Genomic DNA, 13,022 nt, shown 5'->3' with positions numbered 1-13,022 from the left:
TAGCAATTCCAGCAAAAGTGCGTAGCGGTTTTGCGTCCGGAATTGCGTGAAAACAAAGAGATGGTGCATTTCCGTGATTGGTAGAAAACGGAAATGCTCTGACGGAGCAGCCCGTCCCGCCCAAACTCTTCCCAACCCCGTAGCTTTGCGGACGCTTCTCCGGTGACGTCCTTCGACGACGCCGTCGCCGTACTGTCCTTCTTCAGTGAACGCGTCAGCTTCGCCTTGTAGGCCGCCCTCCGCCTGTTCTCCGCCATAGCGTGGTACGACGCCGACGTTCGTGGTATTTTTGAGAACGGTGGAGCGGGATCAACGTCGATGCAGACGATTGAGGATTGGCTAGGTCAACTCGGTCTCGGCAAGTACGCCGACGCCTTCGCCGAGAATGACGTCGATCTGAGAGCGCTCCCTCATCTTGGCGAATCCGATCTCCAGGAGCTCGGTGTCTCGCTTGGGCACCGGAAGATTCTTCTCGCTGCTATAAACCGGCTTGCGCATCAGGGTCCGGACGAACAGCCTCCTGGTTCGGCTGCTACCGAGGCTGGATCGGAAGCCGGGGCTGACCGGCGGCTGCTCAGCGTGCTCTTCTGCGACCTGGTCGGATCGACAGCGCTATCGGCGCAGCTCGACCCGGAAGACATGCACGAGTTGACCCGCCATTACCAGGACAGCGTCGCCGGCGCCGTCACGCGCTTCGGGGGCTACGTCGCCAAATATCTCGGAGACGGCGTGCTAGCCTATTTCGGATGGCCTATGGCTTACGAGGACCATGCCGAGCGCTCGATCCGGGCCGGCCTCGAGGCGATGGCCGCCGTCGACGCCTTGCAGTCGCCCAACGCGCAACGATTGAAGGCTCGCATCGGCATCGCATCCGGGCGCGTGGTCGTTGGCAACACAGACGGCAGCACGAAGGAGCGTGCATCAATCGCGGGAGACACTCCCAACCTCGCAGCACGCCTGCAGGCCGCGGCCGCCCCGGGACAGATCGTGGTTTCCGACAGCACCCGCCGCCTCGCCGGGCAGTCGTTCGAAATCGAGAGCCTCGGCGCGCAGGAGCTCAAAGGCTTCAGCTCGCCCATTGCGCTGTTCGAAGTCCGCGGTCAGCGAGAGGTGGATAGTCGTTTCGAAGCCGCGCATGCCAGCGGGCTTTCGAAATTTGTCGGCCGCGTTAGTGAGATCGGCCTGCTGCTCGAACGGTGGGAGTTGGCAAAGGCCGGGCAAGGCCAGGCGGTCTTCCTGTCGGGGGAGGCTGGCATCGGCAAGTCCCGCCTGATCGAGGCTTTCGAAGAACATCTGCAGGAGACACAGCATGAACTCATCCGATTGCAGTGTTCACCCTATCACGCTACCTCGGCCTTTTATCCGATCGTCGAGCGACTGAGCCGGGTCGCGTCGTTTGCGCCGGCAGATGATCGGAACGCGCGCATCGAAAAGTTTCGCACCCTTGTTCGCCGCTACGGCGAAAATCCTTCCGAAGTTGGCGCGATCTATGCCGAGCTGCTTTCGCTCGACGTCGGCGACGAGTTCAGGCCGCCGGATCTCTCCGCCCACCAGCGCAAGGAACTTCTCGTCCGCACCTTGGTGAACCGTTTGCTGCTTGCGGCCAGGATCGCACCGGTGCTCATGGTTTTCGAAGACGCGCACTGGATGGATCCGTCCACCAGTGAAGTGCTGAGAGAACTCGTCAGCCGGCTTCACGGCGCCGCCGCCCTTGTCGTCGTGACTCACCGGCCGGAATGGAGCGCGAACTGGGCAAGCGGACTGGCGCAGGCGACGACGCTCTCCGTTGGGCGCCTGACCAGGCAGCAGATGCGTGAGCTGATCGAATCCATGGTGTCCGACATTCCCGAAGAGCTCGCCGAAAGGATTGCGGAGCGAACGGACGGAGTGCCGCTGTTCGTCGAGGAGTTGACCCGGTCCGTCGTGGAAAGCGGAAAGCCGGCGTCGCTCAACGCAGAAATCCCGGATAGTCTACAGGGCTCCCTGATGACACGTCTCGATCGTTTGGCGACGACGGCAAAGGAGATCGCGCAGATTGCTGCTGTAATAGGCAGGGAATTCGATCGCGGCCTTCTTTCGAAGATCGCAGGCTTCGACGACCGCGCGCTCGAGACAGCACTGAACCAGCTCGAGTCCAGCCAGATCGTCGTCGAAGGCGGCGTCTTGCATGATGCTCTCGTTTTTCGACATGCGCTCATTCAGGATGCGGCCTACCAATCGCTCCTCAACCGGCGCCGGCGGCATTTCCACGAGAGGATCGCCGGGGTTCTCGTCGAACAGTATGACGATGTCGCTGCCACGCAGCCCGAACTCATCGCCCAGCACTACGAGAAAGCGCAACGGATTGAACTCGCGCTTCCCTACTGGATGAAGGCTGGAGAACGCGCCCTTGCACGATCAGCCAACTATGAGGCGGTCGACAATTTCCAGAACGCTTTGGCAATCGCAGAGCGGTTGCCTGAAGGAACTGAGCGCCAAAGGGACCTGCTCACCGCGATCCTAAAACTCGGCGACGCCTTGTTCGCTGCGGGCCGCATGACGGATTCGCTGGCGAAATACAGGCTGGCCGCCCCATTGGCACGCAAAGCCGCGGACACGCAAGCCTTTGTTCGCGCAGTGATTGGTCTCGACGGCTCCAAATTCCTCTCCTCGAATTCGCTTGCCGAAACGGTGCCGCTTCTCGAGGAAGCCCTCGAGATGGTTGAACCGGCGGATAAGAGTTCACGGTGCCAGCTTCTCAGCCGGCTTGCGCGGGCATACACCTACCTGAACGACAGGAAGAAGGCTGCAAAATGCCATGATGCAGGAATAGAACTGGCCCGACAGGTTGGCGATAAGACTGCGCTTGTGGAGCTTTCCACTTTGCCATTCCTGACGCCGGCACCGGTCAAGTCCGTCATGGAGAGAAACGACCGCATCGCTCGCATAGATGAAATAAGATGCCTCGCCGACGAGATCGACGACGACGATGTGCGGAGCCGAGCGCTTTCAGTTGACGCCTATGTCTCCACGGAGCTCGGCGATCGCGCACGAGCCGATCGGGCGGTTGACGCGCTGGACGAACTTGGTACCGAGCGGCAGCATCTCAACGTCCAGTTCTACGCTCGCACCGCAAGAGCGATGATGGCCATCCTCGATGGAAGGTTCACCGCCGCGGAGGAGCTTGCTGAAGAAGCGCTGAAGCTGGGCATGCTGACCCTTGGCGCTGCGCCCGAGGGCGTTTACGGCATGCAGATGTTCGCGATCCGACGGGAGCAGAGCCGCCTCTCCGAGGTCGCACCGGTCATGAAACTGTTGATTGATGAAAGCCCGGAGGGAGCCACCTGGCTACCGGGTTTTGCCTTGGTTGCCTTTGACCTCGGTTATCGGGATGCGGCCCAGCGGAGGTTGAGCGAGCTTGCCCGCACCCGCTTCGCCCTTCCGCTTGACGGAAAGCGAAGTGCGTCCCTCTCATTCCTGACGGAAGTCGCCGCCGGTCTCGGCGACGCGGACGCTGCCCAAACCCTCTATAAGCTTATGCTGGACTACAAGGACATGACCGTCACGATCGGCATGGCGACCGTTTGCTTCGGCGCGGCAAGCCGCTATCTGGGAGTGTTGGCAGCGGTGTTGGGTGAATTCGATAGAGCGTCGAAGCACTTTGAGCACGCGCTCGAGATGAACGCGGCGATCAGTGCGCGGCCGTGGCTCGCGCATACGCAGGCAGACTATGCGGACTTGCTAATGAAAATAGGTAGCCGGGCCGCGATAAAGAGAGCAATGTTGCTATCCGAGAATGCCCGAACAACCGCGGCCGAACTGGGAATGGTCCGGCTGCAACAGCGACTGAAGCCAACGATTCATTAGGACCGGCAGTTCGCTGCTTTTGGTGGGAAAAGGTCTCGTCATGCCACGCTACATCATTGAAAGAAACTTTGCAGAACAGCTCAATCTATCGAAAGAGGGGGTAGAGCAAGTCAACCTGATCAACGACCAGGAAGGAGTGAAGTGGATTTTTTCCTTTCTCAGCGCGGACAGAAAAAAGACCTACTGCCTTTACGAGGCGCCTAGTCCGGAAGCCATTCTCGCCGCCGCCCGGAGGAACAATGTCCCTGCGGATGTCATCATAGAGGTTAGCGAAGAGCTCGGTCCCAATATGTTTGCATAGCGCTCCTCGGCCAAACACAGGCGCAAGGCGCTGCCGCGAAGGCTGCCAAAACGAACTGTTCGCCGGTCGACATCCGCCTCGGGTCCTGTCGGAGGCTAGCAGGTCCAGAATTTCGGTTGGTCAGTCTAAAGTTGGTTGGAGGGCGAGGTCAGGTGACAGATAGGCATTGCGCAGGCGTTCGCTTTCTTTAAAACGAAAGCAGATCGAAAGGCGCGCCGATGTTCTTGACCGACCGACAAACTGAAATCGTGGCGATTGCGAAATCGAGCGGCAGGGTTCTGGTCGAAGAACTCGCTTCCCGCTTTTCGGTGACGCCGCAGACGATCCGCAAGGACTTGAACGATCTCTGCGATGCGCAGGTGCTGACGCGCATTCATGGCGGCGCGACATTCCCGAGCGGCACCGAGAACGTCAAATACGAGGCGCGCCGCCAGATCGCCGCTTCCGAGAAACAGGCGATCGGCATGGCTGCGGTCGAGCTGATCCCGAGCGGGGCTTCGCTCTTCATCAATATCGGAACGACGACCGAGGCGGTGGGCGAGGCGCTCGCCAACCATCACGAGTTGATGGTAATCACCAATAATATCAACGTTGCCAACAGGTTGCGCCTGCTTCCGGCGATCGAGGTGGTCATCGCCGGTGGGGTCGTGCGTGGCTCGGACGGCGGGATCGTCGGCGAAGCGGCCGTCGATTTCATCCGTCAGTTCAAGGTCGATTACGCCGTGATCGGCGCGTCGGCGATCGACATGGACGGCGCGCTTCTCGACTATGATTTTCGCGAGGTCAAGGTCGCCCAGGCGATCATCGCCAATGCCCGGCATGTCATTCTCGTTGCCGATTCCACCAAGTTCGAACGCACCGCGCCGGTCAGGATCGGCCAGCTTTCCCAGGTTCATACCTTCATCACCGACCACTGTCCGGTGCCATCGATCCGCAATCTCTGCCTCGAAAACAATGTGAAGCTGATCGAAACGAACGGAAGATCGCGCTAGAACAGGATTCAGATTTAAGGCCGGGTCGGCCTTAAATCTGAATCCTGTTCTAAATTAAAGAGTTAGAGCATGATGTCGCCCGAAAACCGCTCACACTTTTCGGCATCATGCTCTAGGCCCACCATTTCGTGCAAACATTCGTTTGACATTCGTATTTCTTTCGTTTTAACTGTTATCACTTTCGCAATTGCGCAAGTTTTGTGCGATGCGAAATCAGCAGTGGGCTCGGAGGGGATATTGGGCCGGGAGATCTACGACATATTCGTCATCGGTGGCGGCATCAACGGCTGCGGCATTGCGCGTGATGCAGTCGGGCGCGGTTATTCCGTGGCGCTGGCGGAGATGAACGACTTTGCCTCGGGCACCTCGTCGGGCGCCACCAAGCTCATTCATGGCGGCCTGCGTTATCTCGAGCATTACGAGTTCCGCCTGGTGCGTGAATCGCTGATGGAGCGCGAGATCCTCTGGGCGATGGCGCCGCACATCATCTGGCCGCTGCGCTTCGTGCTGCCTTATCATAAGGGCGGCATCCGGCCGGCCTGGCTGATCCGGCTCGGCCTCTTCCTTTACGACCATCTCGGCGGCCGCAAGCTGCTGCCGGCGACCTCGGTGCTCGACATGCGCCGCGATCCGGCCGGCAAGCCGCTGAAGGCACTATTCTCAAAGGCTTTCGAATATTCCGACGGCTGGGTCGACGATGCTCGCATGGTGGTGCTGAACGCCCGCGACGCCGCCGACAAGGGGGCGACCATCATGCCGCGCACCAAAGTGGTGTCGGCAAGGCGCGAGAATGGTCTGTGGCACATCGAGACCACCGATACGGTCACCGGCCGCAATGACAGCCATCAGGCCCGCATGCTGGTCAATGCCGCCGGTCCCTGGGTCGACCATGTCATCCGCTCCGCCTTCGGCCAGAACGAGGCGCACCATGTCCGCCTCGTCCAGGGCAGCCATATCATTGTGAAGAAGAAGTTCGACGACCCTCGTGCCTATTTCTTCCAGAATCCCGACAATCGTATCATCTTCGCCATTCCCTATGAGGGCGACTTCACCCTGATCGGCACCACAGACCGCGATTACACCGCCGATCCCAAGGATGTCAGGATTTCCGAGGAGGAGACGGTCTATCTCTGCAATGCGGCGTCGGAATATTTCAAGGAGCCGGTCAGGCCCGAGGATATCGTCTGGACCTATTCGGCGGTCCGGCCGCTTTATGACGACGGCGCCTCGAAGGCGCAGGAGGCGACGCGCGACTACGTGCTGAAGCTGGAGGGCGAAGGCAATGCCGCGCCGCTGCTCAACGTCTTCGGCGGCAAACTCACCACCTATCGCCGGCTTTCCGAGCATGCGCTGGAGAAGATCGGCGCCGCAATCGGCGTCAAGGGCGCCCCGTGGACGGCCAAAAGCCATCTGCCCGGCGGCGACTTCGCGGTCCAGGGTTACGAGGGGCAGGTCGCCGATCTGAAGCGGCTCTATCCGTTCCTCGCCGATCGGCATGCCCGCCGGCTGGTGCGCCGCTACGGCACCAGGACCAAGACGCTGCTCGGCCAGGCCCGCGGTGTCGAAGACCTCGGACGGCTGTTCGGCGGCGATCTCTACGAGGCCGAGGTCGCCTATCTCGTCGAACATGAATGGGCCCGGCACGCTGAAGACGTGCTGTGGAGGAGAACAAAGGATGGTCTGCGCCTTTCGAAGGAGCAGGCTCAGTCACTGGAGGAGTACATGGCTGCCATGCCGGCGATGGCCGGATAAGGCGGCGTGTGGTCCCCGCTGCGTGGAGGCACGGGAACGGGAATGCTGGAACTGCGAAACGCCGCCAAGATGGTGGGCGCGGACTATCACATCTATCCGACCGATCTGGTCCTCGAGCGGGGCTCGCTGAACGTCCTGCTCGGGCCGACGCTGTCGGGCAAGACGTCGCTGATGCGGCTGATGGCCGGGCTCGACCGTCCCACAGGCGGGTCCGTGCATTTCGACGGCGCCGATGTCACCGGCATGCCGGTGCAGAAGCGCAATGTCGCCATGGTCTACCAGCAATTCATCAACTATCCGGCGCTGACCGTCTATGAGAACATCGCCTCGCCGATGCGCATCTCGGGCAAGGATGCCGCCACGATCGACCGCGAGGTGCGCAAGGCAGCCGAGCTTTTGAGGCTCACGCCCTATCTCGACCGCACGCCGCTCAACCTGTCCGGCGGCCAGCAGCAGCGCACCGCACTGGCGCGCGCCCTCGTCAAGAATGCCAGCCTGGTGCTGATGGACGAGCCGCTCGCCAATCTCGACTACAAGCTGCGCGAGGAACTGCGGCAGGAATTGCCGCGCATCTTCGCCCAGTCCGGCGCGATCTTCGTCTATGCCACGACCGAGCCCTCCGAAGCCTTGTTGCTTGGTGGCAATACGGCGGCGCTCAACGAGGGCAGGGTCACGCAGTTCGGCCCGACGATCGAGGTCTATCGCCGTCCGTCCGATCTGACGACGGCGAAAACCTTTGCCGATCCGCCGCTGAATTTTATCGATCTGGTCAAATCGGAAGGCAATTTCCTGCACGATGGCGCTGTGATTTTTGCCGTGCCACCGCATCTTCAGAACGTGCCGGACGGGCCGGCAACGATCGCGTTTCACCCGCATCATCTGGCACCGACCGCCCAGACGGCCGATTCGGCGCGGCTGACAGCACGGACACAGATTTCGGAGATCACCGGTTCGGAAAGTTTCGTGCATCTGCAATTTGCCGATACCCGCTGGGTGATGCTGGCGCACGGCATCCACAATATCGACCCGGACACGGATCTCTCCGTTTTCATCGATACGCGCCACCTGATGGCGTTCGGCGCGGACGGCCGGGCGATCACCGCTGCCGGGCAGAGGGGCTAGGAGAAGATCATGGCACGTATCACCCTCGATCATATTCGCCACGCCTATGGGCCGAACCCGAAGAGCGAGAAGGACTACGCTCTCAAGGAAGTGCACCACGAGTGGAACGATGGCGGCGCCTATGCTCTGCTCGGACCTTCGGGCTGCGGAAAGACCTCGCTGCTCAATATCATTTCCGGCCTCATTCAGCCGTCCGAAGGGCGAATCCTCTTCGACGGACAGGATGTGACGAACCTGCCGACGCAGCAGCGAAATATTGCGCAGGTATTCCAGTTTCCGGTCATCTACGACACGATGACGGTCTACGACAACCTCGCCTTTCCCCTGCGCAACCGCGGCGTGGCCGAGGCGGATGTCGACCGGCGCGTCCGCGAAATCCTTGAGATGATCGATCTCGCCGGCTGGGCCAAGCGACGCGCCCGCGGTTTGACGGCGGACCAAAAGCAGAAGATTTCGCTCGGCCGCGGCCTCGTGCGCTCGGATGTGAACGCGATTCTCTTTGACGAGCCGCTCACTGTTATCGATCCGCATATGAAATGGGTGCTGCGATCGCAGCTGAAGCGGCTGCATAAGCAGTTCGGTTTTACCATGGTCTATGTCACGCATGACCAGACCGAGGCGCTGACCTTCGCCGACAAAGTCGTGGTGATGTACGATGGCGAGATCGTGCAGATCGGCACGCCTGCCGAGCTCTTCGAGCGTCCGAGCCATACCTTCGTCGGTTACTTCATCGGTTCGCCCGGTATGAACTTCATGCCAGCCAAGGTGGAAGGCCGCACGGTTCGGGTCGGCGAGCACGCGCTGACGCTCGACTATGCGCCAAAGACTTCGACAGCGGCCAAGGTAGAGCTTGGAATCCGGCCCGAGTTTATCCGGGTCGGCCGCGACGGTATGCCTGTGACGGTCAGCAAGGTGGAAGATATCGGCCGGCAGAAGATCGTCCGCGCGCAGCTTGCCGGCCAGCCGATCGCGATCGTCGTTCCTGAGGACGAAGAAATTCCGGCTGATCCCCGGGTGACCTTCGAGCCGTCGGGTATCAGTATCTATGCCGACTCTTGGCGCGCCGGACCGGAGGCTTGATCATGGAAAAAACCTGGAACAACAAAGCCTGGTTTCTGGTTCTGCCGGTTCTTGTGCTGGTGGCTTTCTCGGCCGTCATTCCCTTGATGACGGTGGTGAACTATTCCGTTCAGGACACTTTCGGAAACAACCAGTTCTTCTGGAACGGAACGGACTGGTTTACCGAAATCCTGCATTCCGACCGATTCTGGGCTGCCCTGCAGCGAAACCTGATTTTTTCGCTGATCATTCTCGCTCTTGAGATTCCGCTCGGTATCTTCATTGCGCTCAACATGCCGAAATCAGGCATCGGTGTGCCGGTATGCCTGGTTCTGATGGCACTCCCGCTGTTGGTCCCGTGGAACGTGGTCGGCACGATCTGGCAGGTGTTCGGCCGCAACGACATTGGCTTGTTCGGCTACTACGTCAACGCCATCGGCATCGATTACAATTATGTGCAGGACCCGCTCGACGCCTGGGTGACGATCATCATCATGGATGTCTGGCACTGGACGAGCCTGGTCGTCCTGCTCTGCTATGCCGGCCTCGTTTCTATTCCGGATGCTTTCTATCAGGCAGCCAAGATTGACGGTGCGTCTCGTTGGGCCGTGTTCCGCTATATCCAGCTGCCGAAGATGAAGCGCGTTCTCCTGATCGCCGTGCTGCTGCGTTTCATGGATAGTTTCATGATCTACACCGAGCCGTTTGTCGTCACCGGCGGCGGTCCGGGCAACTCGACCACGTTCCTGTCGATCGATCTGGTCAAGACCGCGCTCGGACAGTTTGACCTCGGTCCCGCCGCTGCCATGTCGCTGATCTATTTCCTCATCATCCTGCTGCTTTCGTGGGTGTTCTACACCGTCATGACAAGCCACGACGCGGAGAATTGAAATGAGCGCCTCCAACGAAACGACAGCGAGCCGAAAGATCTCAGGCGTTACCAATGTCGCAAGCGGTCTCTCCTCCGATGAAGTCAGCCGTCTGATGCGCCGGCGCGGCGAGGAATCGCGCTGGTGGTGGCTGGTTCCGACGATCTATATCATCGTGCTCCTGCTGCCGATCTATTGGCTCGTCAACATGAGCTTCAAGACCAACGCGGAAATCGTCAATTCTCTGACGCTTTATCCGCATAACCCGACAATCGCCAATTACGTGACGATCTTCACGGAGAAGGCGTGGTATTCCGGCTATATCAATTCAATTACTTATGTCGTCATGAACATGGTGATCTCGGTGGCGGTCGCGTTGCCGGCGGCCTATGCCTTCTCCCGCTACCGGTTCCTCGGCGACAAACATCTGTTCTTCTGGCTGCTGACGAACAGGATGGCGCCGCCGGCAGTCTTTGCCCTGCCGTTCTTCCAGCTCTACTCAGCCTTTGGACTGATCGATACGCACATCGCCGTGGCATTGGCGCATTGCCTCTTCAACGTGCCGCTGGCGGTCTGGATCCTTGAAGGCTTCATGTCGGGCGTGCCGAAGGAAATCGACGAAACGGCCTATATCGACGGCTACTCGTTCCCGCGGTTTTTCCTGAAGATCTTCACGCCGCTGATTGCGAGCGGCATCGGTGTCGCCTGCTTCTTCTGCTTCATGTTCTCTTGGGTCGAGTTGCTGATCGCACGAACGCTGACGACGACCGACGCGAAGCCGATCGCGGCCACCATGACCCGCACCGTCTCCGCATCCGGTATGGATTGGGGCTTGCTCGCCGCCGCAGGTGTTCTGACCTTGATCCCAGGGGCGCTGGTTATCTGGTTTGTGCGCAATTACATCGCCAAGGGCTTCGCCCTGGGGAGGGTTTGATGAGCTTTTCGCTTCCCGATTTTTCATGGATGGCATGGACCTGGCCGACCGCCGCTTTCTTCGTCGTTATCGTATTGCTGCTGATCGGCATGGGGGTCTGGGAGTATGCCGCGCCGGGCGGCAACCCGCGGATCGGAATCCTGCGCTTCGAGACGACACGCGGTGACCGGCTTTTCCTTTCGCTGCTCGGCAGCGCCTTTATCCATCTTGCCTGGCTTGGTCTCGCGGGATCAAGCCTCTGGTGGGCTCTCGCTCTCTCCGTTGTCTACGCCGTCGGCGTATTCCGTTACGTGTGAGGCAAACTGATGCAGACGGCCGGGGGATTTTTCTGGCCGCCTGAGACGTGAAGACTGCAATCGCAAACCCTGGGAGGATATTATGCGAAGGCATTTATTGACGACGACAGCAGCGGTACTGCTGGCCATGACCGGGTCGGCCTATGCCGGCATGGACGAGGCAAAAACTTTCCTGGACAAGGAGGTCGGCGACGTGTCGACGCTCTCTCGCGCCGACCAGGAAAAGGAAATGCAGTGGTTCGTCGATGCTGCGAAGCCCTTCGCCGGCATGGAGATCAAGGTGGTTTCGGAAACCTTGACCACTCACCAGTATGAGTCCCAGGTTCTGGCTCCGGCCTTTACTGCGATCACCGGCATCAAGGTCACTCACGACGTCATTCAAGAGGGTGACGTTGTCGAGAAGATCCAGACTCAGATGCAGACCGGTCAGAACCTTTATGACGGCTGGGTCAACGACTCCGACTTGATCGGTACCCATTGGCGCTATCAGCAGGTGCGCAACCTGACCGACTGGATGGCCGGCGAAGGCAAGGACGTTACCAACCCCGGCCTCGATATCGACGACTTCATCGGCACCAAGTTCACGACGGCACCGGACAAGAAGCTCTACCAGCTTCCCGACCAGCAGTTCGCCAACCTCTATTGGTTCCGCTACGACTGGTTCAACGACGAGAAGAACAAGGCCGACTTCAAGGCGAAGTACGGCTACGACCTCGGCGTTCCGGTCAACTGGTCGGCCTATGAGGACATTGCCGAATTCTTTACCGGCCGTGACGAGAACGGCAAGAAGGTCTTCGGCCACATGGACTACGGCAAGAAGGACCCGTCGCTCGGCTGGCGCTTCACCGACGCCTGGCTGTCCATGGCCGGCAACGGCGACAAGGGCCTGCCGAACGGTCTTCCGGTCGACGAATGGGGTATCAAGGTCGACGAAAAGTCGCGTCCCGTCGGCTCATGCGTCGCGCGCGGCGGTGATACCAACGGCCCGGCTTCCGTCTACTCGATCCAGAAGTATCTCGATTGGTTGAAGGCCTACGCACCGCCGGAAGCTCAGGGCATGACCTTCTCGGAATCTGGTCCGGTTCCGGCACAGGGTAACGTCGCGCAGCAGATCTTCTGGTACACGGCCTTTACCGCAGACATGGTCAAGCCTGGCCTGCCTGTCATGAACGAAGACGGTACCCCGAAATGGCGCATGGCACCGAGCCCGCATGGCGTTTACTGGAAAGACGGCATGAAGCTCGGCTATCAGGACGTTGGCTCCTGGACGCTGATGAAATCGACCCCGACGGACCGTGCGAAGGCCGCCTGGCTCTATGCACAGTTCGTGACCTCGAAGACGATTGACGTGAAGAAGAGCCAGCTCGGCCTCACCTTCATTCGCGAATCCACCATTCGCGATAAGAGCTTTACGGAGCGTGCTCCGAAGCTCGGCGGTCTGATCGAGTTCTATCGTTCGCCTGCGCGTGTTCAGTGGTCGCCAACCGGCACCAACGTTCCCGACTATCCGAAGCTGGCTCAGCTTTGGTGGCAGGCAATCGGCGATGCGTCTTCCGGTGCGAAGACACCGCAGGAAGCCATGGATTCTCTTTGCGGCGAGCAGGAGAAGGTCATGGGCCGTATCGAGAAATCGGGCGTCCAGGGCGATATCGGCCCGAAACTGGCCGAAGAGCATGATCTCGCTTATTGGAATGCGGATGCGGTGAAGAAGGGCAACCTTGCGCCGCAGCTGAAGATCGAGAACGAGAAGGAAAAGCCGGTCACCGTCAACTACGACGAACTCGTCAAGAGCTGGCAGTCGAAGTAAGGCGGACCTCGGCCGGAGGCGACGAGGCTTCCGGCCATCACTTC

General features: G+C 59.9%; 10 protein-coding genes. All 10 read left to right on the top strand.

The annotated features are described in order from the left end of the window. The first annotated feature begins 318 nt into the window (after nt 1-318). Nucleotides 319-3,846: an ATP-binding protein gene (locus AF337_RS18790; protein ID WP_049733245.1), complete on the top strand. Its 3,528-nt coding sequence runs from the start codon at nt 319-321 to the stop codon at nt 3,844-3,846. Nucleotides 3,847-3,886: 40 nt separating this feature from the next. After that, nucleotides 3,887-4,147 (top strand): DUF4242 domain-containing protein, encoded by a 261-nt coding sequence (locus tag AF337_RS18785; protein ID WP_049733244.1) that lies wholly within the window; start codon nt 3,887-3,889, stop codon nt 4,145-4,147. Nucleotides 4,148-4,365: 218 nt separating this feature from the next. Next, the gene (locus tag AF337_RS18780) at nt 4,366-5,139 is read left to right on the top strand and encodes a DeoR/GlpR family DNA-binding transcription regulator (protein ID WP_049733243.1); all 774 of its coding nucleotides are present in this window, start codon (nt 4,366-4,368) and stop codon (nt 5,137-5,139) included. A 237-nt stretch (nt 5,140-5,376) separates the two neighbouring features. After that, entirely contained in the window at nt 5,377-6,891 is a 1,515-nt protein-coding gene (gene glpD / locus AF337_RS18775; RefSeq protein ID WP_049733242.1) for a glycerol-3-phosphate dehydrogenase, read from the top strand. A 42-nt stretch (nt 6,892-6,933) separates the two neighbouring features. Then, entirely contained in the window at nt 6,934-8,013 is a 1,080-nt protein-coding gene (locus AF337_RS18770) for an ABC transporter ATP-binding protein (RefSeq protein WP_049733241.1), read from the top strand. A gap of 9 nt (nt 8,014-8,022) precedes the next feature. Beyond that, a complete protein-coding gene (locus tag AF337_RS18765) occupies nt 8,023-9,093 on the top strand; it encodes an ABC transporter ATP-binding protein (RefSeq protein WP_049733240.1) in 1,071 nt (356 codons plus the stop codon). 2 nt (nt 9,094-9,095) lie between these two features. Then, on the top strand, nt 9,096-9,962 hold the full coding sequence (locus AF337_RS18760; RefSeq protein ID WP_049733239.1) for a carbohydrate ABC transporter permease: 867 nt from the start codon (nt 9,096-9,098) through the stop codon (nt 9,960-9,962). 1 nt (nt 9,963) lies between these two features. Next, nucleotides 9,964-10,875 (top strand): carbohydrate ABC transporter permease, encoded by a 912-nt coding sequence (locus AF337_RS18755; RefSeq protein ID WP_049733238.1) that lies wholly within the window; start codon nt 9,964-9,966, stop codon nt 10,873-10,875. After that, nucleotides 10,875-11,171 carry a DUF2160 domain-containing protein gene (locus tag AF337_RS18750; protein ID WP_049733237.1) on the top strand — a complete coding sequence of 99 codons (297 nt, stop codon included), beginning with the start codon at nt 10,875-10,877 and terminating at the stop codon, nt 11,169-11,171. Before AF337_RS18755 ends, AF337_RS18750 begins: the two co-directional genes overlap by 1 nt. Nucleotides 11,172-11,253: 82 nt before the next feature. Next, entirely contained in the window at nt 11,254-12,978 is a 1,725-nt protein-coding gene (locus AF337_RS18745; protein WP_049733236.1) for an ABC transporter substrate-binding protein, read from the top strand. Nucleotides 12,979-13,022: the final 44 nt, after the last annotated feature.

Source organism: Rhizobium ecuadorense (assembly GCF_001187535.1).
GTDB lineage: Bacteria > Pseudomonadota > Alphaproteobacteria > Rhizobiales > Rhizobiaceae > Rhizobium > Rhizobium ecuadorense.
The sequence above is the reverse complement of the archived record's forward strand: the minus strand, read 5'-3'. Positions and strand labels throughout refer to the sequence as shown.

Coding starts and splice junctions, on each gene's coding strand:
- AF337_RS18790 (WP_049733245.1), top strand. CDS start 319: ATGCAGACGATTGAGGATTGGCTAGGTCAACTCGGTCTCGGCAAGTAC.
- AF337_RS18745 (WP_049733236.1), top strand. CDS start 11,254: ATGCGAAGGCATTTATTGACGACGACAGCAGCGGTACTGCTGGCCATG.
- AF337_RS18770 (WP_049733241.1), top strand. CDS start 6,934: ATGCTGGAACTGCGAAACGCCGCCAAGATGGTGGGCGCGGACTATCAC.
- AF337_RS18780 (WP_049733243.1), top strand. CDS start 4,366: ATGTTCTTGACCGACCGACAAACTGAAATCGTGGCGATTGCGAAATCG.
- AF337_RS18760 (WP_049733239.1), top strand. CDS start 9,096: ATGGAAAAAACCTGGAACAACAAAGCCTGGTTTCTGGTTCTGCCGGTT.
- AF337_RS18785 (WP_049733244.1), top strand. CDS start 3,887: ATGCCACGCTACATCATTGAAAGAAACTTTGCAGAACAGCTCAATCTA.
- AF337_RS18755 (WP_049733238.1), top strand. CDS start 9,964: ATGAGCGCCTCCAACGAAACGACAGCGAGCCGAAAGATCTCAGGCGTT.
- AF337_RS18765 (WP_049733240.1), top strand. CDS start 8,023: ATGGCACGTATCACCCTCGATCATATTCGCCACGCCTATGGGCCGAAC.
- AF337_RS18750 (WP_049733237.1), top strand. CDS start 10,875: ATGAGCTTTTCGCTTCCCGATTTTTCATGGATGGCATGGACCTGGCCG.